22 protein-coding genes and 1 pseudogene are annotated in these 22394 nt (G+C 47.3%); 7 read left to right on the top strand and 16 right to left on the bottom strand.

Going from position 1 to position 22394, the window contains the following annotated elements:
• Positions 1-10 precede the first annotated feature (10 nt).
• The gene (locus tag JCM10914_RS10100; RefSeq protein WP_023960310.1) at positions 11-1348 is read left to right on the top strand and encodes an aromatic amino acid ammonia-lyase; all 1338 of its coding nucleotides are present in this window, start codon (positions 11-13) and stop codon (positions 1346-1348) included.
• Positions 1349-1418: 70 nt separating this feature from the next.
• Positions 1419-1901, top strand: coding sequence for a GNAT family N-acetyltransferase (locus JCM10914_RS10095; protein WP_036717610.1), 483 nt, complete (start codon positions 1419-1421; stop codon positions 1899-1901).
• 97 nt (positions 1902-1998) lie between these two features.
• Here the strand turns inward: JCM10914_RS10095 and JCM10914_RS10090 are convergent, their stop codons facing one another.
• Positions 1999-2529 carry a DedA family protein gene (locus JCM10914_RS10090; RefSeq protein WP_052019718.1) on the bottom strand — a complete coding sequence of 177 codons (531 nt, stop codon included), beginning with the start codon at positions 2527-2529 and terminating at the stop codon, positions 1999-2001.
• 229 nt (positions 2530-2758) lie between these two features.
• Between JCM10914_RS10090 and JCM10914_RS10085 the strand changes: the two are divergent.
• Positions 2759-4778, top strand: a pseudogene (locus tag JCM10914_RS10085) (serine hydrolase).
• Positions 4779-4886: 108 nt separating this feature from the next.
• Here the strand turns inward: JCM10914_RS10085 and JCM10914_RS10080 are convergent.
• From JCM10914_RS10080 to rlmH, 10 genes are all read right to left on the bottom strand, one after another.
• Entirely contained in the window at positions 4887-6686 is a 1800-nt protein-coding gene (locus tag JCM10914_RS10080; RefSeq protein WP_023960302.1) for a hybrid sensor histidine kinase/response regulator transcription factor, read from the bottom strand.
• Positions 6687-6797: 111 nt separating this feature from the next.
• Positions 6798-7385: a sensor domain-containing protein gene (locus JCM10914_RS10075; protein ID WP_023960300.1), complete on the bottom strand. Its 588-nt coding sequence runs from the start codon at positions 7383-7385 to the stop codon at positions 6798-6800.
• 270 nt (positions 7386-7655) lie between these two features.
• Positions 7656-8315 (bottom strand): fibronectin type III domain-containing protein, encoded by a 660-nt coding sequence (locus tag JCM10914_RS10065; RefSeq protein WP_036717606.1) that lies wholly within the window; start codon positions 8313-8315, stop codon positions 7656-7658.
• Positions 8312-8890, bottom strand: coding sequence for a hypothetical protein (locus JCM10914_RS10060; RefSeq protein ID WP_036717604.1), 579 nt, complete (start codon positions 8888-8890; stop codon positions 8312-8314). The genes JCM10914_RS10065 and JCM10914_RS10060 overlap by 4 nt, the downstream gene beginning before the upstream one ends.
• A 180-nt stretch (positions 8891-9070) precedes the next feature.
• Entirely contained in the window at positions 9071-10801 is a 1731-nt protein-coding gene (locus JCM10914_RS10050) for a stalk domain-containing protein (protein ID WP_023960288.1), read from the bottom strand.
• 11 nt (positions 10802-10812) lie between these two features.
• The gene (locus tag JCM10914_RS10045) at positions 10813-11034 is read right to left on the bottom strand and encodes a hypothetical protein (protein ID WP_023960286.1); all 222 of its coding nucleotides are present in this window, start codon (positions 11032-11034) and stop codon (positions 10813-10815) included.
• A 782-nt stretch (positions 11035-11816) separates the two neighbouring features.
• Positions 11817-12632, bottom strand: a complete 816-nt coding sequence (locus JCM10914_RS10040) for a formylglycine-generating enzyme family protein (protein ID WP_023960285.1) — start codon at positions 12630-12632, stop codon at positions 11817-11819.
• 230 nt (positions 12633-12862) lie between these two features.
• Positions 12863-13261, bottom strand: coding sequence for a VOC family protein (locus tag JCM10914_RS10035; RefSeq protein ID WP_023960284.1), 399 nt, complete (start codon positions 13259-13261; stop codon positions 12863-12865).
• Between the two features lie 307 nt (positions 13262-13568).
• A complete protein-coding gene (locus JCM10914_RS10030) occupies positions 13569-14387 on the bottom strand; it encodes a helix-turn-helix domain-containing protein (protein ID WP_023960283.1) in 819 nt (272 codons plus the stop codon).
• 211 nt (positions 14388-14598) lie between these two features.
• Positions 14599-15078, bottom strand: coding sequence for a 23S rRNA (pseudouridine(1915)-N(3))-methyltransferase RlmH (gene rlmH / locus JCM10914_RS10025; RefSeq protein WP_023960282.1), 480 nt, complete (start codon positions 15076-15078; stop codon positions 14599-14601).
• A 144-nt stretch (positions 15079-15222) separates the two neighbouring features.
• Between rlmH and JCM10914_RS10020 the strand changes: the two genes are divergently transcribed.
• Positions 15223-15501: a DivIVA domain-containing protein gene (locus tag JCM10914_RS10020; RefSeq protein ID WP_023960281.1), complete on the top strand. Its 279-nt coding sequence runs from the start codon at positions 15223-15225 to the stop codon at positions 15499-15501.
• A gap of 98 nt (positions 15502-15599) precedes the next feature.
• Here the strand turns inward: JCM10914_RS10020 and JCM10914_RS10015 are convergent, their stop codons facing one another.
• Together JCM10914_RS10015 and JCM10914_RS10010 are read right to left on the bottom strand one after the other, a co-directional pair.
• Positions 15600-16721 carry a cytochrome P450 gene (locus tag JCM10914_RS10015; protein ID WP_023960280.1) on the bottom strand — a complete coding sequence of 374 codons (1122 nt, stop codon included), beginning with the start codon at positions 16719-16721 and terminating at the stop codon, positions 15600-15602.
• Between the two features lie 73 nt (positions 16722-16794).
• Entirely contained in the window at positions 16795-17304 is a 510-nt protein-coding gene (locus JCM10914_RS10010; RefSeq protein WP_023960279.1) for a TetR/AcrR family transcriptional regulator, read from the bottom strand.
• A gap of 323 nt (positions 17305-17627) precedes the next feature.
• Here JCM10914_RS10010 and JCM10914_RS28325 point away from each other — a divergent pair, with 323 nt between their 5' ends.
• From JCM10914_RS28325 to JCM10914_RS10000, 3 genes are all read left to right on the top strand, one after another.
• Positions 17628-17795, top strand: a complete 168-nt coding sequence (locus tag JCM10914_RS28325) for a DUF3934 family protein (RefSeq protein WP_023960278.1) — start codon at positions 17628-17630, stop codon at positions 17793-17795.
• Positions 17796-17855: 60 nt separating this feature from the next.
• Positions 17856-18299: a HEAT repeat domain-containing protein gene (locus JCM10914_RS10005; protein ID WP_023960277.1), complete on the top strand. Its 444-nt coding sequence runs from the start codon at positions 17856-17858 to the stop codon at positions 18297-18299.
• Between the two features lie 109 nt (positions 18300-18408).
• Positions 18409-18699, top strand: coding sequence for a hypothetical protein (locus JCM10914_RS10000; RefSeq protein ID WP_023960276.1), 291 nt, complete (start codon positions 18409-18411; stop codon positions 18697-18699).
• Between the two features lie 108 nt (positions 18700-18807).
• Here the strand turns inward: JCM10914_RS10000 and JCM10914_RS09995 are convergent, their stop codons facing one another.
• The 3 genes from JCM10914_RS09995 to JCM10914_RS09990 all read right to left on the bottom strand — a co-directional run bounded on the left by JCM10914_RS09995 (position 18808) and on the right by JCM10914_RS09990 (position 21880).
• Positions 18808-19848: a GTPase gene (locus JCM10914_RS09995; protein ID WP_023960275.1), complete on the bottom strand. Its 1041-nt coding sequence runs from the start codon at positions 19846-19848 to the stop codon at positions 18808-18810.
• Between the two features lie 149 nt (positions 19849-19997).
• Positions 19998-20165, bottom strand: a complete 168-nt coding sequence (locus JCM10914_RS28320) for a CxxH/CxxC protein (protein ID WP_023960274.1) — start codon at positions 20163-20165, stop codon at positions 19998-20000.
• 347 nt (positions 20166-20512) lie between these two features.
• Positions 20513-21880 carry a S1C family serine protease gene (locus JCM10914_RS09990; RefSeq protein ID WP_036717599.1) on the bottom strand — a complete coding sequence of 456 codons (1368 nt, stop codon included), beginning with the start codon at positions 21878-21880 and terminating at the stop codon, positions 20513-20515.
• Between the last annotated feature and the right edge of the window lie 514 nt (positions 21881-22394).

Raw genomic sequence — 22394 nt, 5'->3', positions numbered from 1 at the left:
GTGGCGGACAATGAAGGTAGCAGACTTTTATATCGATGGCTATAATTTAACGATTGAACAGATTGTTAAAGCGGTGCTTGGGCAGATGGGAACGGCAGAATTGGGGCATGAAGCGAAGTCGAGATGCCAGGGTAGCAGGGCGCAAATCGCCCGCTGGCTTGAGACGGATGCTCCGGTGGTATACGGTGTGAATACCGGGCTCGGCAATCTGAAGGATACGGTACTGTCGCCTGAAGAGCATCTCGCATGGAACAAAACGATACCTTATCCTCATGCTGTAGGCGTGGGGCAGTATCTGAATCCCGTCATTACTAGAGCATCGTTGCTCATTAGAGCCAATGTACTGAGTCGAGGGTATTCCGGTGTAAGACCGAAGCTGATCGAAAGAATGCTTGATATTTTCAACCGCGGGATCGCGCCGGCGATACGAGAGTTAGGTTCTACGGGGTTAAGCGACCTTGGGCCGCTGGCCCATAACGCTATGGTCGTTGGAGGACTGGAAGAAGCGGAGGTATTCTACGAGGGTAAGCGGATGCAAGCTCAATCCTGCTTTGAAGCGTTGGGAATGGAGACGGTATTCCCTTTGGAATGTAAAGAGGTACTCGCGCAAATGAATGGCTCGACGATGACACAAGCTATCGCAATATTCGCTTGTCATAATATGCAGCAGTTGCTGGACATTGAACAAAAGATCGCGACCATTTGGGATAGCGGTCGATATATTGCGATCGATTCGAAAGAGCAGGTCGATTACGCTGTTGACAAAGCTTTCACTCTTATTTGGAATACGGTCAATTTTGAGAATAATGTAACTTGCGACAACCCGCTACTCTTCGAGATAGAGGATGGCTACGAAGCGGTCATGGGCTGCAACTGCAGTAATACGCAAATAGGATATGTCATGGACTTGCTTACTATATTGCTTGTGGACAAGGCGAGCTATGCGATGGAGCTTTTGAACCGGCTTGAAGGGGCAGAACACGCAGAAAATATAAAGCTCGAGGCAATCCGGGAAGTGGCTTCTGCAAAAGTCCGGCTCATCCACTCGTTATCAATACCGGCCAGCGCCGATTCGATTCCTACCAAGGCCAATCAGGAGGACCATGTAGAGTTCAGCTTTGGGGCGGCAAGAAAAGCGATGAGAGCATTGGAAGCGTATCAATCGCTGCTGTCCTATCTTTTGGCTGTGGCGATACAAATAGATATGACCCGCAGCAACAGCGACAAGACGAAAGAGATATTCCCCGACTTAAAGGTGAGTGTGACGGGCTCCTCTGCTCGATTAGCCGCCAGTCTTCATCGGTATTTGGCTGAGAAGTTTGATCTCATTCCATTGCTTCCTTCTTGAATAGGTTGAATGATCTGGCGAATGATATTAGAGTTAATTAATAAATATTTAGATATTGGAGAATGGAACGATGCAAATACGCGAAATTGAAGAAAAGGACAATCAAAGAATAGAGCAAATTATTAAACGCTCATTGGAATCCTTTAACCTAAACATTCCGGGAACAGCATATTTTGACCCTCAACTGAGCAGTCTGGCACAATATTACAAGGAACAATCAAATTCAAAGTATTGGGTTGTAGTGAATGAACAAAATGAAGTAGTAGGTGGTGTGGGGATTGCGCCATTTGGTCAGGAACCCGGCATTTGCGAGTTGCAAAAGCTATACATTGCACCCGAAGCACAAGGTATGGGGCTTTCGAAACATCTTATCAAAGTAGCACTCGACTTCGCCACGGAACACTATACACACTGTTACTTAGAGACATTGAAGAAACTTCAAGCAGCAAATCTCCTTTACATCAAATTAGGTTTCCAACAACTTGAAAGACCACTAGGTGGTTCAGAGCATAATGCTACAGACGCCTGGTTTATAAAAGATTTATCGTTGTAGGGTTCGTGCAGTAAATATTTGAAAACGAAAGGCACCCGCTAGGGGTGCCTTTTCGCCATTTGCAGGAAGTCCATGCTTCTCAAAAGTACCAGCCGTCTCAAGAGAAAAACAACCCAAAAATAGAACCATCATCATCCGAAAAATCAATTGTCCCCCCTAGAAAATAACCAATTGAAATAAAAATCGCACACCAGCACAGGGCTCCGAGACCCGAGTAGAGCATATATTTCCGTGGGTTCATGGCGCTCATTCCTGCCAGATAACAAGTCAGATGACGGAACCCTGGTATATAGTAGCCGATGCATATCGCCCAGGGGCCGTAACGCTCGAACCAGCTCTCTGTTTTCTCTATCCGTTTGGTCGTGAGCCTGACCCATCTTCCATACTTCCACAACAACGGCTTGCCGAACTTCCGCCCAAGGGCGTAACTACACAGCATGCCACTCATAGCCCCGAGGACGCTGATCACCAGGGATACCGGGAAATAAAGCAGCCCCATTGACGAAAGATAACCAACCATCGTCATGAGAACCTCATCAGGCACAGGCAAACCAATAATGCCAAGCGCGAGGCATAGGAAGATGGCAATATAACCGTAATGGATAACGATATCTTGTAAGAAAGCGATAATGTTCACACTCCAGTTCTAATGGCTTAGGGCAAGGATTCATCGCCTTTTCAGGTATCTTAATGCCTCCCTTGTCAATAAACCTAGTGCCGAATTGTCACATGACGCTTTCAAAGTGGCTGGATGTCATGGATGACAAAATGCAACTTGTTGGTGTGACAACTTCTTTGCCATACTGGGCTCAGCCAATCGTTAAGAGGCAAATCTAATAGGCAAGGAGACATCATTTATGAAGAAATGGATTCGCACGAATCGCGTAGTTCTGCTATTAACTGTTCTACTATTAACTGTTACGGTCATTACCGCTTATATCGGACTAGGGAAAGCACCTAATACCCCGCAGGCTCCCACGCCAGTTGCATCTGAGGAGGCCAGCCTGGAGGGGCCGCGGGATGCCAAGGAACTGGAGGACTTTGCAGATGGCATTTTTGCGGACGCGATGGAAAAGTTTAATACGGTTGGTTCTAATTTTGCAGTCGTATCCAATGGGAAAGTGCTGTTAAACAAGGGTTACGGTTATGCCGACAAGGAAAACAAAATTCCGGTAGACAGCAGCACCGTTTTCCAAATTGGTTCTGTGACGAAGCAGTTCACGGCATTGGCAGCTATGCAGCTGGTCGATAGAGGAAAGATTGATTTGCATCACGATATCCAGGACTACCTGGGAGGGATGAAGATACCGAATACAACAGGGAAAGAACTGACGATGTACGATCTGCTTACGTATACCAGCGGCTTCGACAAACCGGATATCCTCTCGGAATCGAAACCAGAATATGTGGATCAATACTTCCCGATGAAGGAGTCTCTCGAATCGAATATGCCGACGGTTGTCAGGCCTCCGGGGGAAGCGTACACCTACGATAATTATGGGTTCACACTGGCGGGGTACGCGGTAGGGGAAGTAACGGGCATGTCATTCGCCCAGTATATGGAGGAACATATTTTCAAGCCGTTAGGCATGAACTCGACGAATGTGCGGTTTACCCCCGAATTGCTGGACAGAATGGCTGCCCATTATGGGCCAGAAGGCGAGCTGATATCCTTAGAGGGATTCAAACCAACCGATCGGCCTAGCGGCGGCATGGTATCAACCGCAGATGACATGGTGAAGTACCTTATGATGCATCTGAACAAAGGAACGTATGCAGGCAAAGAAATCTTAAGTTCCAATAGCATCGAGCAAATGCACACCTACCAGGTGTTCCCTGACAAAGAGTTCCCTGTCACAACCATCGGATTCGAAGGCTACTTCAAAGAGAAGATGAATGGTCATCATGTGGTTCTCAAAGGGGGAAATGTGACCGGGCATTCTTCCTTGATTGTTATTCTGCCGGAGGAAAACACAGCGTTCTACATGTCCTACAATAACGACTCCATGATGAGTCTCGATGTGTATGAGGCATTTATGAATCATTATTATCCGAAAAAAGCAGAGGATCCACAGCCATCCTACTCGCCAATCAGTGAGCAGCAGGCTAAGGACTACGTAGGATTGTACCAAAACACGCGTCTTGGATCCATAAGAACTCAAGTTTCCTATTCAGACGAAAAATTGGTTATGGAGACAGGAGATCTGGGCAAGAGTACGCTGAAAATGATCCACCCTTTACTCTTTGAGGATGAATCCGGCAACAAAGTAGCCTTTCAAAAAAATGAGGCAGGCCAAATCACCTATTTCTATTACATGCAACTTCCGCACTACGTGGGTTATGCACAAAAAGTAGATATGCTGCGCCATTCACTGATGTACCATCGGACAGCAAGTATGCGTCTTATATTCATCATCTTCATGCTTTGAAGGTCATGGACGGAAAGTCGGCCACCCGCTTCGATCCGGATGGAACGATCACTCAGGGTGAGTTCTCGGAGTTGCTGCTCCGCGCCCATGGCTGGCATACCATGCCGTATACGGTTGAACCAAACAAGCAGCAGATGATGTCCGGATTGCCTGATTATCAGCCTGATTCTCCTGTCACCAGACAGATGGCGGCAGTTATGATCCAAAATCTGAGACAAGCTGAGCCTGGCGCCAAGGTTACATTGCGTGGCGAAACGGATGCCTGGGCAGTTGAAGCCATCACAACCCTGGTATCCCAAGGCATCATGGACCGGATACCGGGATCGATTCGGACGGCTCTATCAACTTCCGTTCCAAACAGCTGCTGAAGCGGCAGGAAGCAAGTGCCTTATTGGATCTGGCATTTGATTACTACACATTGCCCATCCATCATGAACAGAAACCCTAATTCTGAATAAGTAAAAACCTGCCTTTAAAAATTGAAATGGCGGGTGTCGATCATACGAAGTAGAATCACTCCGTACGTCGGCATCCGCCACCATACATAACTTGGGGGTTATTCCAGAAGCCCAGCCTCCCTGGCTTTTTGCACCGCTTCCTCCCGGTTGCGGACCCCCAGCTTCATATAAGCCGATGACGCATAGTTTCGAACCGTACCATCGGATAAATACAGTTTGGAAGCAATGCTTTTATATCGCAGCCCTTTGGACACGTACTGTAAAATTTCAAGCTCCCGCGGTGTTAACTCATAGGCCGAGGACGCTTTGATTGGCGAAGGGTCATCCCCGCTATTGTCCGCTTCCAGTTGGGCAAACAATTTCTGCGACATGCCTTGATCGATCAGCGTGCCCCCGCGGTAGACGGTACGTATCGTTTCGGCCAGCTCTAACGGCTGCATGGACTTCAACAAGTATCCATCCACCCCGCTTCGCATCGCCTCCAGAGCCTGTTTGGTATCCTCAAACGTGGTGAGAATCAGAATACGAATGTGGGGCCACATTTCTTTTATCGTACGGGATGCAGAGATTCCATCCACATTCGGCATTTCCACATCCATCAGCACCAGCTGCGGCTGAACCTGCCTGCACAGCTCGATCGCTTGCTCGCCATCCTCTGCCGTCCCGACCACCTGCAAATCCTGCTGCTCCTCTAGCAGAGTCCGCAGGCTTTCACGGATAACGGGCTGGTCATCGACGACCAACAGGCGGATGACTTCATCCTTAAGCTCCGTTTGTCTGGGCAGCGTACAAGTAACGAGAGTGCCCTCTCCCGGCTCCGAATAGACGGCCACATGGCCTTGCAAATTCATCGCCCGCTCCTTCATGGCACTGAGGCCAAAGCCCTCCCTTCCATGCTCCATCCCGCGGCCGTTATCTTGAATTTCCAGTCTCGTCTGCTGGGGCTCGAATTGCACGGAAACCTTAATCTCTGTCGAGTGTCCATGGCGCACGGCATTCGTCAACGACTCTTGCAGGCAGCGGTAGAGTGCTGTCTTCGCTTGCTTCATTACAGGGTATTCCTCCCCGTAGGCATGGAAAGTAACCGTCACCTTGGCATGCTCCTGGAACTCCTCCGCCAGCTTCCTCAAAGACGGAAGCAGCGGGAGCGCCTCATGCGGCGATTCGATTTGATGCACGTAACCTCTGACCTCCTCCATATTTTGGCGGGCCAGGTTCAATAGGGAATCAAGCCTTTCCGTTCCTGTATCCGTTGACAGTTCAGGACGCAACGTTTCCAATCCCATAATAAGCGAAGTGTAGGCATGACCGACGGTATCATGAAGCTCTTTGGACAGTCGGTTCCGCTCTTCGGCAAGCGTGATACGCTCGATTTGGGACAGGTATTGCTCCAGCACCGCATTTTGCTCGCGGATCGTTTCGCCTTGACGATGATTGAGCACGAGTAAATGGAAGGAGAATCCGAAGATATACGCCATCCCGATGTGAACGGCCATGACCCAGTATTCACTCTGCTCTGCAAGTAGCTTGATTATGGCGGGCACGAGCAATATGGATACAGGCCCTGACCAGAGATAGGCCCTTTGCGCGCTGTGGGCAGCAATTAAAAAGGCATACAGCAGGAATGCGAAGTAGGCTTGCGGAAAAAATGAAGCCAGATACAAGCACAGCCCGCCCGAGATCACGATTTCGGTAAACAGGTAGTATTTATAATCGAGCTGCAAGCAAAGCCATGGAACGGAAAAAGCAATCAGTTGCCACAGCACAAGGACCACAATCGGCAGCGTGAAATATTGTTGCAGCCCTATGGTCGTAAACGCGAGAGAAATGCTGCATATCAGGCGGATTATGAACATGAGCCAGTCGTACCAGTACCATTGCTTGACCATATCGAACAAAAACCATCACTCCTAAAGACCTTCAGTATGACATTACGTAACTAGTATAGAGTAAACGGCTATAGAGTAAACTACCCTCCGACGACTTCGAGGCGAAGCCGGGCATGGCGTCTACCGGTTCACATGCTTGATCATCAGACGCGTGTAGCCGCCTATCAAGCGCGCCAAGCGGTCCGCAAGTCTGTAGCTCACCATCATCAGTACGACCCCTGTGGCCGACACCATCACGGCTTTGGCAACCGTATCTACCGTGACACCCATAAAGGAAAGGTTAATAAACGGGTAGAGAAACGGGACCGCCATCAATACAAGCGGCGCCGCGTAGAGCAAGGTCACACTGATCAGACTTAAAATCCCTACCGGAAATTTCAACAGCAGCCAGCCCATAGCGATCCAGTTGCGTCGGTTCAGCAGCTCCTTTTTCGCTTGAAGCCAGCTCCACATATCGGGGTTGACGGATTTAACGCAAGGCTCGGTCGTAATGTCCGTATAGATCTTGGTCTGTATTCGTTCGAATTGCAGGAAGGCAGTCGTCGTCCGCAAAACATGAGTCAGGAGAGGAACGCCCGCGACGGTAAACGAAAGGCTCAAGCCCACTGTAAGGGCGACCAGATAAAAGCTGAAGTAAAACAATCCGGTGACGAAAGTAAGCAGCAGGAAATAGCCGTTTTGAACATAGCTGACGACGGTTCTGGCCATCAAAGAGCCCACATCCTTTGCAAGTAGTAGACGTATTCTACGGCTCTTGATGTCAAATCCGCCAGTGTCATAATGTCATGTGACACCAAATGATCGGAGCTCCCGCCAACATACTCTCCATTTCCTCCCGAAAAAAGAGCACCCGATGGGTGCTCTTTAATAACCGCTAGGCATGATGCCAGCATGTCCTCTTCATAATCATTGGAATCCACTTGGATAATTTCATGCTTGGTGCAACCTCTTCATCATTCAGAGGGTCACTTCCATAGACTAAAAGTCAATAGGACGTGTCGTTACCGAATAGTTGGCGAACGCCTCAATCTCTTCATCATGATTAACCGCAATTACACGCAAATTATAAACCGTATCCGGCTTAAGATCTGTAAGTGAAACATGATGGGTTGAGGTGGATTCGATTAACTCATCATTCAGATAAACGTGATATATAATTCCCTCTTCCCCATACTCATCCCAATAGAGCTCAATGAAATCGTACATGACTTCGGCCCTCATGTTTTGTATCTGACGATAAAACGCGAAACGAAAAGAGGTTTCCGTTAGACCGCCTTTTCCATCATTGGCCGTAATACGAATTTCTGAAGAACCGCTACCCGTTGGCGTAATGCGTAGATGTGCTCCATTCACGGCTACACCTGCAACAGCTGAATCACTCGAACGGGCTGTGAATGTTAACGCATCACCATCCGCATCATGGAATACCTCGCTCATATCGATTTCAATAGGCTCATCTGAATTTACCATTCGATCAGATATTGGTTTAGCCACTTCAGGAGCAGCATTGGTCGGTGGTGTCGGCGTCGGTGTTGGTGTTGGTGTTGGTAGTGTCGGCGTCGGCGGTGTCGGAGCTGCGGCAGCTGTGCTTGTTCCTGCTGCTGCCTTTTTGTTCCAAAGCTTTTTGTTGCTCCTCAAATTTTTGCCTTATCGGCATCCGAAAGTTGTTGCTTAAACTTTTCCTCCGCTTGTTTACGGGCTTCTTCTAGTTTCTTGTTGTTCTCCTGCTCTCGCCGCTCTTTTTCAGCATTAAGCCTATCTGTTAGGGATTGCTTTTGTGCGTCTAGTTCACGCTGCTTATTTTGCTCCTCTAGCCGCTTTTTTAGTTCTTCCGCCAATTGTTTCTGTTTGTCCTGCTGCTGCTTCTGCTCCTCCGATAATTGAAGCGGCGGGACATTATTCAAATCGATCTTTTGATCGGTTTGCTTATTGGCCTCATCGATAAGTGCCTGCAATTGGTCCGGTCCTATTAGATTCTGATCACGAGCCTGCTTCAAAATATTAGCAAGCATATTATCAAAATTATTCTGGTATCGATCCAGATCGTCTGGAGACAAGCCCCCCGAATTTCCATTAGGGATAGAGCTGGAAGCTTCATTCCTCATTCTCTCCAGCATCTCCGCATTTTCCTGATCTATTTTCTGCTTAGCCCTTAGTAGGTCCTCGATGATAGCAGGTGAGACTTGATTAACAAGATCGGACGGATCAACCACATAAGGCACATTGCTCTTGCGAAGTTGGTAAAAGGTTCAGTTGCTGAGCAGGATATACGAAGGCTGGATTCTGACTGGATCCGTTGCCGCTTGCCTGAACCAGGCCACTGTTCACAAACAGCGTCGGCAGCCCCGTAACCGGATCAATGCTCACTATAAAATTCGTGCCGCGAACATTGGTCACGCCGTCGGCGTCAGGATGTTGAAGGAATCCCTGGCATTTACCAGCGAGGACACACTGGCCGAAGCCAGCCCGCTCCATAACATAAAGCTCGTGTGCTTTATACGGGATGTTCCACTTAAATTTGGAATGTACAGCTCCGAGTTTTCGCTAATCGTAATTTCATCCCCACGATCGGCCGTCCTTAATATCGCGCTCGTATTCTTTTCAGTGAGAATATGATCACCTTGATGAAGATTCATGCCATTATAGGCCTGGTAAGTCAATGAACCGCCCGCCTGATTGACCCAGACCGTTCCTTTAATCTGTTCGAGTACCATCACGCGCGACTTGCCATTTACTACAGGCTTTTTATCAACGGCTTCCGTAATTTCCCGCAAAATAACTGTCCTCGTGCTCGAATCCCACTGTACATCTGCTCCAAATGCCTCCCCTAAAAGACCGACCGGAACATAGGAACGGCCATTTTTCGCATAAGGCACCACCTCAAGCACTCGCTGTTCTTCCACACCAGCCGCGGCATTCTTGATCGAAATCACTTGACTCCCCATTTGCAGCCTGACTCTTACCTCACCCTTCGTCAATTCAATGGTACGCTGGTTATCCAAAAATCGAACCTTATAGCCCATCATTTCACTTAAGGCTCTCACAGGCACCATCGTGCGTCCCTTCACAGTTTCGGGCTGCGCGTCAAAGCTGATAACCGAATGATCAACCACAACCTTCACCTGATCATTGCGGGGCAGATTGGTTGGAAGCCGGTAATATTCAAGCTCGCGGATTTTATTGTTATAACTGTCCGCAATGAGCAAGTCGCCATTTGGCAGAACCGCTACATCGGTCGGATTATGGAGCAGGTTGTGACCGTTAATGCCATCTACATGACCAAACTGCGCAGGTACACCGGCAATTGTACTCACATGTCCGTCAACAAGATAACGAATCGTGTGGTTCAAGCTGTCGGCAATAACCAGTCCATTCTCCTCCGTTACGGCGATCCCTCTAGGAAACAGGAAGCGTGCCTCCGAATTTGCTCCATCCGCATAACCGCCTTCGGCATATAGATCGCCATTCGTATACACAGGCTTCTCCCCCGGAGACAAGCCCGCCGCAGTTGCAACCGTACCTTTTGCCAGATCAATATATCGAATAACATGGTTGCCCGTATCGCTTATAAATAGATTGCCTTTATTGTCAATTGCAATGCTAGTAGGCTCATTAAACTTGGATGCCGACAATTCACCGTCCGCATAGTCTCCTGCAGGAACCACGTAGCCAGCTTCAACCTCAACCACACGATCTGACGGAGCGTTAAGCGTTGTTACTTGACCATCTGGCGATATTTGACGGATCGAGTGATTCAACGTATCCGCAACATACAGGGTTCCATCCGCAGCAACAGCCACATCCTGAGGATGATAGAATCTCGCTCCTGTGCCTGTGCCATCTTCATCGCCGATAATACCATCCCCGGCAACCGTTGTTACCATTCCGTCTTTAGAAATTTTCCGTATCTGATGATTCTTAGTGTCTGTTATGTAAATATTTCCGTATAAATCCGTGTCCATACCTGAAGGTTCATTGAACACTGCCGTTTCCTTCGTACCGTCGTGCGAAGCTCCAACAGGAACTCCATCATCCCCCGCATCAAGCATGAAGCCCGCATAAGTAGAAACCTCTCCATTCTTAACTTGGCGGATGAGATGATTACGGGTATCCGCTACAAGCACAGAACCATCCTTTAAAACAGCGATTCCCTGAGGCATACGAAAAGAGGCCTCTGATGCCGCTCCATCCCAATCGTTAAAATCACCGTTTCCTGCAAATACAGATACTCTTGACAGAGCTTCATGCTGTCAGCCAAGGACGGCTCGCTTTGAATTCCAGCAGCCTCTGCGGCTGTGCCTCCAATTAATGTGAATATCATAACAGCGACTAGCAAACGACTAAATACTACCTTCATATTGATCCCCTTTCACCTCATAAGCTCAAACTATGAATTGTTGTTCTTACTATCTGTATATTGTCTCCACACCAAAAATCTCCTATTATTCAACTCTATCTAAGCAACATAGTCGAATAATAGGAGATTTAAATCCTACTAAAGTTGTACTCAGTAAAAAAGGGGGGATAAACGACAAGCAACGCGCACAATAAACGCCCTATCCCCTATACTGGTTACACTATCCGGGAGGGTCACGCTTTTAAATTGTTATACCTAAAGGCATTACCTCCTATACTGATTACCTTTAATAATCCAATCGAAGAAGGAATTTCAAAGGACCCGCCAGCCTTCGCTTCCCGAATCTCCGTTCATTGAATAGTCGCACATCCTTCATTCGTTTTAGGGTTAAACCCTTTATTTCTACCTCAATTCATCACTATTCCTCAATCTACCATTCTAGCAACTGCGCAATCAAGACAACTAAAGTTGGTATTTAAATATAATAGACTGGAAACCCTGAAGTTGTAGAAGGATTACAGGAGAGAGTGGATGTGTCGAGAAACGGGTAATCGACCATAACTACCGCCTGTAAAAGCTCATTGAAGATAAGCGATCGATCGCATAGTTTCAATTCATCAAAAATGACATTTCCGCACTCCACGAGGTTAAGGACGATTATTTCGCCCTACTTGTGATACGGTTCACCGCGCTATCTATAACGGCAAGTTGAGGGCCGTCCTTTGCAGGATGGCCCTCACGGCGAGTTTTAAGGCATTTTCGGTATGTTCGATATCGTTTTCTCATGATTTTGTAAGTGCTATTCTAAACCCAAGGTCATCGATTTTGAAATCAGGCATGCTTTTCCTTCTAACCGTTGAACCACAATTGTTCTCAACTTCAGCCCAACTGCCTCCACGGAAGACCCTATAGTTCCCATATCGTTTAGTATCATATAGATCCCAACACCATTCCCATACATTCCCGACCATATCATAAAGTCCCCATGGATTTGGAAGCAACTTTCCGAATTGTTGAGCTGATCGATTGGAGTTTTGTTGATACCATGCAATTTGATCAATTCTTGCATACCGATATCCTGTGGTTCCCGCCTTGCATGCATACTGCCATTCAGCGTCTGTTAGTAATCGAAAGCCATTCGCTTTTTCGTTATATATCGTGTTCTCACTTTCAGTGGTGATTGTGTAGCATTCAGTCCTGCCAAGTATTCTGGACAATTCGTTACAAAAAACAAGTGAATCTAACCATGAAACTTCCGTAATTGGCAGGTCACGCACAGTCGGTTCAACTTCCTCTTTGGTCAATACAAAATGATACAAATGCTGTGTTACCGGATACTTCATTACATAGAAAGGTTTGATCGTTTCCGTCCATGTAATAACCTTTCTATTACTTCCACTACCAGGGTCTGATAACGTGTAATCCGAGCTAAGCCATTTATTAATATTAATATAATCGCGTAGTTCAATGGATCCGCCCTCTATTGGTACCATCAAATTCATTATGTCTTTTAGAAAACGCTCTTTGTCATTGCCGTACTTTTCGATAATCTTTACCCCCTGTTTTTTGAGGAGCTGCTTCAAGGTTATATCCAACATGTATGACTACTTGCCGTTAGCGTTATGATAGCCCGAAACGTACACACATATATACAAATCCATGCCCCACAAGGAATTCCGCAAAAAAACTTGCCCTTATTTAGGTATAGTTCCCCGCGCTGTCTGAAACGGCAAGATATTTGAAAAGGCCATTCTGGGCGGAATGGCCTTTCCTTGCTGAACAGATCTTAACAATAATTGCGTTTTGTAGTTACATCAATACCAAAGTATTACTTATATTCAGTTACGTTAATCAAATTCCTGTTCAAATCGTAGAAATCCATACAGTAAGCCCAACCTTCATCCGAAAAATTAGCGATTTCTACATTGCCTTCAATTAATTTGTCCCGTAAAGCATTAATATGTTTAGTCTTAAAACATAATACTGGCATGTGCTCACCGTTTTTGGTAAAGTTCATGTTCGTATCATCATTCGTTTTCCAAAGTAGAAATAAAGGTCTGACATCAGGGTCTTTTTCTCTTTCTATGCAGAGAAACGCCATGTCTTCATGATTAGGTCTCCCATGAAGATAGAATCCAAGATGTTTGATGTACCACTGTATAGACTCTTCCACATCTAAAACAGGAATTTGGATGTGATCTAATGCTTCAAATAACTGTTGACCCATATTAAATCCCTCCCATTCGAATAAATAGTAAAATTCAATGTATATACACATTCTCCTTTTTACTATAATTTTCCTACAAAAAAACCAAAGGTTCAGAGGAATCGAGCTCATACGCCAGAATTCGATGCCATACATGCAATATATTCCGATCGATAAATCAGAAAACTTGCCGCTACTTATGATACGGTTCACCGCGCTGTCTGTAACGGCAAGTTTAGGGCCATCCTTTGTGGGATGGCCCTTTCGCTTTGCTCAACTATCGTATCCTTAGGACAATCGTTACTTTTTCTTTACGGGTATCCAGATCTCACCCTGTGTATGCCCTGGCATTCCATAATACATTTCGAATTGAGGACTCAACCTGTTCGTATCCAGATATCGGGAACCACTCGGTATATATTCGTTCCCATAGTTTTTGTAAATCACATTGCGGTTCCGGGAAAATAGCCCATGTTAAAGCTCGGACAGAAAGCTTTGTGAACCTCTCCGATACTTCAAGTCCCTTCGGTAAATGATAGCATACCATGTACTTGAATGATTCCCCTGTATGGTCATATAAGGCAGCGTGCAACACGGTATTACCAAACCGCCCTAGCAGCTCGTTCATTAGATCCACACTGCCGTCTTCATCACATTGTTTACGGAACTCAGGGACATCAATAAACGCCGTTTGCAAATCCTGACTTACAAGACCATACACGCCGAACATGTCAAAAGCCCCTCTTTGTTCAATCCGGTAATTCATCTCGACATCTCCTTTTATTGAGATATGAAAGGACATTCGAGGATAGGCTTTTAAGGAAACGCCTTTATCGCGCGCAGATATCGGCATGATCCCATGGAGATTCTTGAACGCCCGTGCGAACGCCTCCGGCGATTGGTATCCATATTTCATAGCAACATCGATTACCCTTGCATCGGTTGTCTGCAGTTCAAAAGCCGCCAATGTCAATCGTCGACGTCGGATGTACTCGGATAACGTGATTCCGGTAATGAACGGAAACATTCGTTGAAAATGATACGTGGAGCAACAGGCGATCTGCGCTATGTCATCATATGAGATATTGTCCGCCAAGTTCGTTTCGATATAATCCATGGCGTTTTTCATCCTCTCCAACCAATCCATCGTTCTCCCTCCCTTCGAGTTAAATACTATCGCAAATAAAAATGACTTACCGTGCATTTCCTGCACGAAATTGTCAGCATCGTTCTGTGACCCCAAAAAGCTCGCAAAAGCCCGTTAGCCCCTACTTTCCCCCAAGTATGGCTCATCCTGAACCCGTGTCTGGTAAAGCGCCTTTCCAAGCCTGCTGTGGGATTTTTCGAAAAACTTGCCGCTACTTGTGGTAAGGTTCCCCCCGATTAATCTTCACTGCCCGATAAATTTGCTCCACCAGCACGAGCCGCATCAGCTGATGTGGCAGCGTCATCCGCCCAAAGCTAAGCTTGGTTTGAGCGCGCTTCAACACCTCGTCAGAAAGGCCGTTAGAGCCGCCGATGACAAAAGCGACTGTGCTGGTCCCGTACGTGCCTAGCTTGTCGATATGTGCCGCCAGGTCCTCGCTGGACCACAGCTGCCCGCCGATGGCGAGCGCCACCACATGGGCGTCCGGTTTGATGTGGCCCAGAATACCAGCCCCTTCTTTCTCCTGCACCTGCCGCATCTCAGCTTCGCTCATATTCTCCGGCGCCTTTTCATCCGGTACCTCATGGACAGTTAGCCTCACATAAGGCGCTAGCCGTTTGCTATACTCCGCAATCCCTTGCACCAGGTATTTTTCCTTTAATTTACCTACACATATGATCTGTATATTCATCGCGTTGATCGCTCCTTGCACTCTGCTGTTATGACGTTCATTCTATCACGGTGGCAGCCTCAGAGAAAGATCGGCCGTTGACAAATCCTGACATCGATGATGAACTAAAGATATAATGTATTATGCTGAGGGGAGTTAAGCTGTATGAAAAATATTTCGCTGAGTCCGATGGCCATCCATGAACAAGAATTCCGGGTTGTTGGTACCTTCGTGAAAGGCTACGAGATGGATGAGGTCAATGCATTCCTGGATGTGATCGTTGAGGATTACAAGGTGTTTATTGCAACCATCAAATCCTTACAGGAGCAGCTGGATGAACTGAACCAGGCTTTAATCGGCAACGGCAATACCACGTCCGTAGAGCAGCTGAATTACCGTGTTACCCAGTTAGAACGGGAAATGTCCCAACTCAAATCCAGATGATAGACGGATCATTGACATCACTGCTTCCCTACATACCTGTTCTTAATTATAAAAATGAGAAGAGCCACTCCAAGGCGGAGTGGCTCTTCTCGCTATTCTCATCGAAGGATCACCGGCAGCTCCTTCAGCGCGAACATCATCGTGCTATCCATTCTGGCAAGCTCTACCGAACGATCGCGGCGGTATTGCGGGAAGCGGTCCAGCAGCGTCTCCATCGCGATCCGGGATTCCATTCGGGCGAGCTGCGAGCCCAGACAGTAATGTATCCCGCTGCCAAGCCCAAGATGCGGATTCGGATTACGGTGGATGTTAAACGCATCTGGCTGTTTGAACATATCTTCGTCATGGTTGGCGGAGGCCATCCAGATATAGACGAATTGACCTGCCTTCAGTTCTTGACCACGCAGTACCGTATCTTGCTTGACGTGGCGGAACATCAGTTGGACGGGCGAGAAGTAGCGGAATACCTCTTCGATCGCGCCTGGTAGCCGTGCACGATCAGCCAGCAGTTCAGCCCGAACCTCCGGCAAACTGTCAAAAGCGAGAACGGCCGAGGAGATCAGGTTCGTTGTGGTCTCGTTACCCGCTACCAGTAATAAAATGCAAAATCCAATGATCTCAAGGTCCGTTAGATGTTCGTTATCAATACGCGCTTCCACCAGCTTCGTGATTAGATCGTCCTGAGGATGCCGGCGCCGATCCTCGGCGATCTCGGAGAAGTATTCACTCATCTCGCGCTGGCACTGATAATAAGCATCGGGATTGTTACCGACGAGTGCTTCCGACCACGACTTGAAGCGTTCACGATACTCCAGCGATACGCCAAGCATCTCGGCAATCACGACAATTGGCAGCGGGCTGGCGAAGTCTTCAACAACATCCAGCCTCCCCTTCTTCTCTGCTTCATCCAGTAAGGAGGTGGCAATCTCCTGGATCTTAGGTCCTAACGACTCAATCATGCGCGGTGTAAAAGCGTTGGAAACCAATTTACGCAGCTGGCGGTGTTTAGGTGGATCTTGCCGTAAAATGCTGGAATCGATGGGATCCTCAGAAGATGCGACACCTTGGGAAGAGAATACTTCGTAATTCGTGAACACCGCTTTGACGTCCTCATACTTGAAGACATTCCAGCCTTCATCTCCGGCTCGGCTTATCGGGGAGTTCGTACGCATCTCTTTGAACCATTCCAAGGGAAGTAAACCGTTCTTGTTCCATTCCATTTCAACACCGTCGCTTTCATCCGTATTTTTGAACTGACTGGTCAGTATTGCGACTTTAAAAAAAGGAACCTGCTTATTCTAACGATATAAACAGGCCCTGTGCAATCATCGTAAACGCAAATTGCTCAAGGTCACCCCGAGAGTACGTTTCTTGATGATTCAGATAGTAATTACACATACTCTCCAGCGTGCCGATGATACTCGCCGCGGCCAGATGGGGATCCACATCGCGGACCAAATTCTCCTCACACTTTCCTTCTTCGATAATTCGGGCCAGAAAGCCTAGATACGTTCGCTTGAGTTCCTTCAGATCATCGAGTACATCCTGTTCGATGCCGTTGGAGATCTCATTAAATACGATATGGGAGAAATGACGCGATTCCAGGAATAAATCCAGATGATGGCGAATCAAGTGCTCGATCTTCTCCTTCATCGGCAAAGAGGAGTTCAGATCAGCCTCCGTCCGCTGCATAATATCCTCGAAACCCTGCTTCACCACGGTCTTAAACAGCTGGGATTTGCCCGGAAAATTATAATATAACGTGCCTTTGGCAACCTGTGCACGCGCCGCAATCTCATCCATGCTGGCACGGTGATATCCCTTCTCGGAGAATACCTCAATGCTGCGCCAATAATTTTATCTTTGCTCACGGTTAAATCTGCCCTTTCACGGCTAAATTCTAAGCTATCACCTTAATCTGACTGGTCAGTACAAAAATAACATAACATGCTCGCTATTAAGAGTCAACTCGCCGCCTGTTAACGACCATCAAGTTAAAATTCGAACGATTCTTATATTTATTTCCGTGGTATCCTATACATAAAGGCCGATACAGTGTATATTTCTACAGTGCTGGTTATTCATCAGCCAAAGCCGGTCAAGACTAACCATAACGGAGTGATTTGTTGAGTAAATCCAAGGGCAAGGGTGGAACAGGCAGAGGGACAGGCAAAAAAGGCTGGAGCCGCTGGGATGCCAAGGCTAGGCGAGCCAAGGGCAAACCGAAACCCTATACCAGCAAAGGAACCAAGCAAGCAGACCATGTAGAGGACACCAGCAAGCCCGATAAATAATCTCTCATGAAATAGATTCAGATGTTGCCGGTTGGAATATAAATAAGGAGTTGAACGGATTTGGATAATCAAGAAGTTATTACAGACCTGCCCGAGAACTATGCGGAGCTGAAGAGCGCTGCCAACCGAAACGCGAACTGGAGGGAACGTTTGCAAGCGGTTGAAGCTTTGGGGAAATGGAATCACCCGCGATCCATTGACATTTTGAAGCATAGACTGCATGCAGATACGGTATATGGAGTCCAGGAAGCGGCATACCATCAGCTCCGCTCCCTTGGAGAAGATGTATCCTTGCCAGAGCGGCACAAAGGCGAACTGATCAAGGATACCTCGAAGGTGTTGCTTAGAGTGAAGAAAAGCCTGCCCCGCGACCATACGTACGAAGACTTCAAAGAAAAACTGAAGAAGATGAGAATTGACATCTATGATACGTACGAAGGTGATAAAGGCGCCGAATTCGATTCCTGGCTTGAGCAGATCTGGACTTCTTTCTCCAAAAGATAGACGTCTCGATCAACTCTGCATTTGAAGCCATGCATATGAGAATTTTGGTTATGTTATACTGAATACAAATAACCTATTTAGGAGTGGTACTCTGAGAAAGCATAAACCGATGTCGTTTGATGACCTGTTGATGGAATTGCAAGGGCAGAAAGCAGCCCAGGAAGATCCGAGCCATGTTTCACTGGATAAACTTTTTAACGAAAGCTTTATGAGCCGGCATTCCTCATTCACGAGCTTTGGTGAATTTCTGCAGAAGGGGAATTTCCAAGCAGATACTCATGAGGATATCGATAAGATACCAGATGAATTGTTTGACCGCCATGTTTCGCGAGAGACCGGCTTCAAGAATTGGAAATCCATGCTTGCGCAAGCGGAAGCAGATTACGCTGCCGACAAATAACCAGGCGTTCTTTCTGTGAAGAAAGACAGCGCACAACGAAAGGGCCAATCGAGGCCCTTTTTGTTGTTTTACTGTGATACAAGCCAAGCGCGCGCAGCTCATGTCGGATCAGGATGAAATGTCGTCCGGTTTCGACGCCTGTTCCCCCTTCTCCCTAAACTTCTTATATAGCTTCGTAATATTCGCCGTGTTGATCTCAATCCCATGCTCATACGCATACTTCACCGCATACCCGAGCGCTAACGTTGTAGCGCCTGCCACTGTCGCTCCAGCGACGGAACCAGCCCCAGGGAACAGCTTCACAATCTGTCGAAAAATACTCTTGCCAATGTTCCCGAATATGGTCGCGATGACGAGTTCCTTCGCGGTCTCCTTGCTGATCGGCTTATTGTAGAGCACCGCCAGCCGCGTCAACAGACTAACCTGAATGCCCGTTATCGGAATGATGTCCGAGCCCGGAATCGGGGATGCCCCTACCGCTCCGGCGGAGATCGATGCTCCGATAATCCAGCTGTTGGCGGTTGCCGACTTCTCTTTGATGCTCTTGGCAAAGAGAATGTCTTTAGACTTTTTTTTAAGCATCTCCAGAATATGATTCCGTAACTGGTCGATATTCTGCCCCGTACGAGAAGATACTGGTACGACATCATAATGGCCGCCCGTCTCCTTCTGAATACGCGCCAAGAGACGTTCAATCTCATCCGCAGCATCAATCTTATTCAAGACGATGACGATGTTCTTGTTCACACCTTCGATCTTCTCGAACGACTTCTTCTCCACCTCAGAGAAGACCGTTCCCGCCGCATTCAAGAAGAACAGCACGATATCCGCTTGTTTATAATACTGTAAGGTCACATCGGAATTTACCGTATTGACGTCATTCAGTCCAGGTGTGTCGATAAAAGAGATATGCTCTTTATAAGGATGTGGCTTAATTTCCGTGGTCTCACCCGGCTCTGCCCCTACCCCGGCAACCTCTTCGCCAACGATACGGTTCATCGTCGATGATTTGCCCGTGTTCACGTCACCGATGAGGGCGATGAGGATCTGCTCGTTCAGTTGACGATTAATCTCATCCATTTCTTTCTCATAGGCCGCGTCTGCAGCCCGTCTAATCTCCTCTTCCCATGACTTCCCGTAATCGTCCATATGATCGTCTCCATTCTCCAGACTCCGCTTACGTTAGCTTATCGCGCCATTCCTTCATCTATACATCTTTCATATCTTCTTATACCAAAAAAGCGTGAATTCATCACGCTTCGTCTCATTCATAATCATCTATTGTACTAGCAAACGTGTCACACCACGAGAAACTGGGCTGGCTTATCGCATTCTGCGCACTTTACGGGCGGATCCCAATCCGAGAACTCGGTCTCTTTCAGATCCACAATATCCGGAGCATCCTCATATTCGTCCACGAAATCCTCAATGGCCAGTTCCACATGTTCCTTGCATACGACGTACATTCTATGCATCCTTTCTCTCATTCGCCTCTGGTTGTACATTCATCAATCAAGTAATAGCTACTATTCAGTTCTACCATACTCTGTGGGAAAAAGAAATGCCTTTGACCGATTTCCTCACATGCGTCACATAGCATTCCGCAAAAGCTTCCTTGTGATCCAAGGATTCTCATCCGAATCGCGTGTATGCAACAAAAAAGAGCGTGTGTCCACGCTCTCCTCTGCAGCCACTTCACCGGCTCTTACCTAACCTTTTTCATTCTCTATATAGATCAGTCTATTCATATCCTACGATTATATATACCTAATTTAGTTCAGTTCAAACAGCTTAACCGCTGCGGCAGCTTCGTTTATTCTTCCGGCTTCTCCTGAAGCTTTATCTTGAGGGATTTAAGTTTGCCCTCCCGGTAGAACGTTACGTTCAATTCGCCGCCCACCTTGGTATTGCGGTACAAGTGCTTACGAAGCTCCAGCGTCGTATTAACCGGCTTGCCATCCAGCTTCACGATGACGTCATTAAGCTGCAGTCCAGCATCGAGCGCCGGTCCTAGCGCATCCAGCACCACCACGCCTTCCGTGATTGTCTTCGGCAGGTTGAGATTCTCTTTCTCCTTCTTGCTCAGCGGAGCATAAGGATTGCTCAAATCCACCGTGTACACGCCTAGATACGGGCGGGCAATGTGACCCTTCAACATGAGTTCCGTGACAACCTCCGTAATTTCATTCACGGGAATGGCAAATCCGAGTCCCTCCACGCCGGTATCGGCGATTTTCATCGTATTGATCCCGATCACGCGGCCGTTCAGATCCACCAAAGCGCCACCACTGTTACCTTCATTTATCGCAGCATCCGTCTGAATCACTTCCTGCTCCCAGTCATAAATACCATCCTGGTTGAGTGAGACCGGAATAATTCGGTTCGTATAGCTAACGATACCGGAGGTTAGCGTGTCACCGAGTCCTAGCGGGTTACCGATCGCAATGACCGTCTCTCCTAGGCGCAGCTTAGTTGAATCGCCAAACTCAGCTACTTCGCCGATCCCCTTACTATCAATCGACAGCACGGCAATATCACTCACACGATCCGTTCCGACCAATGTCGCTGTTCTCTTCTCGCCGTTCACTAGGACCACTTCAAGCGTATCGGCATCCTCCACCACATGGTTGTTCGTGATAATAAAAGCCTTGCCCTCCAGCTTCTTGAAGATTACACCCGAACCCAGAGCATCCTCCTGCGATCCTCCAAAATCACCGCCGAAATCATCCCCGAAATCAAAATCCTCGCCAAAATCAAAACCTTCCGGCAGTTCAAGACTTTCTTCATCCTCCGGCAGAGATTCGGTGTCCTCTTCAAACCATCCTTCGTCCTCTAATGCCTTAGGCTGCTTGTGCGTCAATACACTTACGACCGAGGGACGCACCTTCTGTGCGGCGTTAATGATGCGTTCGAACGGATCACCATCCGTCGACGATACCTGGTGGCTGCCATTGACTAACGACATCCTCGGAGAAGATGAGGTATGTCCTGTAATAAAGCTAAACAGCATGACGGCAATTAATGCGCTGCAGACGGAGCTCAGCGCGGAAATCTGGAAAGTCGATAATCCTCTTCGACGACGGGTCGACCGCCATTTACTGCGTTCGGATGGGTCCTCGCTGGTCGTTTTTCCCTGTCTGGATACTTTAGTTGAATAGAAATCATCATCAAACAATCCCATTGCGATCCCTCTCCCTCCTTGATTGCAGACCGTCAAGCTACTTTATCAGCTGTTAGACTCCCCGTCGCCCAGATCTACTAAAATTCGCTCTGACGTTACAGCAAAAGGCACTACACCGAGCATATAGAGTCATCATCGTTTAACAACAACTCCATACCTGATAACTCTCTCTATTGATATAACTCTTAAACAGCATAAAAAGTTGCAAATTAGCCGTACTCTTTCAAATTATTACGAGTTCTCGTAAAAATTGAAGGCTTAATCGCCTAATATACGTTCCATAAAAGGTATGTATTCCCACATGATGATTCAAAAAAAACCCCGCATCCATCTATTACCACAAACAGGGGATCTTAAGCGCAAAAATACCATTTTTACTGGAAATGTGCGCCAGACTAACCGACCGATTCGAGAAGCAAAGCACACGCCTGCTCTTCTGCCTATCTCTCAATCACTGCGTCTATCTGGTGTTCCTATTGTACCATAACCTCCGGGGATGACGTCAGCTTTCTTG

Origin of the sequence: Paenibacillus sp. JCM 10914, from assembly GCF_001315105.1 — a bacterium.
GTDB lineage: Bacteria > Bacillota > Bacilli > Paenibacillales > Paenibacillaceae > Paenibacillus_AQ.
This window is presented reverse-complemented; position numbering and strand designations above follow the sequence as displayed.

Bases quoted from the DNA above. Each gene is read 5' to 3' on its own strand.
- JCM10914_RS10000 (WP_023960276.1), top strand. From the start codon at position 18,409: ATGTCGTTTGATGACCTGTTGATGGAATTGCAAGGGCAGAAAGCAGCC.
- JCM10914_RS09990 (WP_036717599.1), bottom strand. From the start codon at position 21,880: ATGGGATTGTTTGATGATGATTTCTATTCAACTAAAGTATCCAGACAG.
- JCM10914_RS10035 (WP_023960284.1), bottom strand. From the start codon at position 13,261: ATGGGTCAACAGTTATTTGAAGCATTAGATCACATCCAAATTCCTGTT.
- JCM10914_RS10010 (WP_023960279.1), bottom strand. From the start codon at position 17,304: ATGGATGAGATTGCGGCGCGTGCACAGGTTGCCAAAGGCACGTTATAT.
- JCM10914_RS10075 (WP_023960300.1), bottom strand. From the start codon at position 7,385: ATGGCCAGAACCGTCGTCAGCTATGTTCAAAACGGCTATTTCCTGCTG.
- JCM10914_RS10015 (WP_023960280.1), bottom strand. From the start codon at position 16,721: ATGGAATGGAACAAGAACGGTTTACTTCCCTTGGAATGGTTCAAAGAG.
- rlmH (WP_023960282.1), bottom strand. From the start codon at position 15,078: ATGAATATACAGATCATATGTGTAGGTAAATTAAAGGAAAAATACCTG.
- JCM10914_RS10020 (WP_023960281.1), top strand. From the start codon at position 15,223: ATGAAAAATATTTCGCTGAGTCCGATGGCCATCCATGAACAAGAATTC.
- JCM10914_RS10030 (WP_023960283.1), bottom strand. From the start codon at position 14,387: ATGGATTGGTTGGAGAGGATGAAAAACGCCATGGATTATATCGAAACG.
- JCM10914_RS09995 (WP_023960275.1), bottom strand. From the start codon at position 19,848: ATGGACGATTACGGGAAGTCATGGGAAGAGGAGATTAGACGGGCTGCA.
- JCM10914_RS10095 (WP_036717610.1), top strand. From the start codon at position 1,419: ATGCAAATACGCGAAATTGAAGAAAAGGACAATCAAAGAATAGAGCAA.
- JCM10914_RS28320 (WP_023960274.1), bottom strand. From the start codon at position 20,165: ATGTACGTCGTATGCAAGGAACATGTGGAACTGGCCATTGAGGATTTC.
- JCM10914_RS10100 (WP_023960310.1), top strand. From the start codon at position 11: ATGAAGGTAGCAGACTTTTATATCGATGGCTATAATTTAACGATTGAA.
- JCM10914_RS10040 (WP_023960285.1), bottom strand. From the start codon at position 12,632: ATGTTGGATATAACCTTGAAGCAGCTCCTCAAAAAACAGGGGGTAAAG.
- JCM10914_RS10045 (WP_023960286.1), bottom strand. From the start codon at position 11,034: ATGAAGGTAGTATTTAGTCGTTTGCTAGTCGCTGTTATGATATTCACA.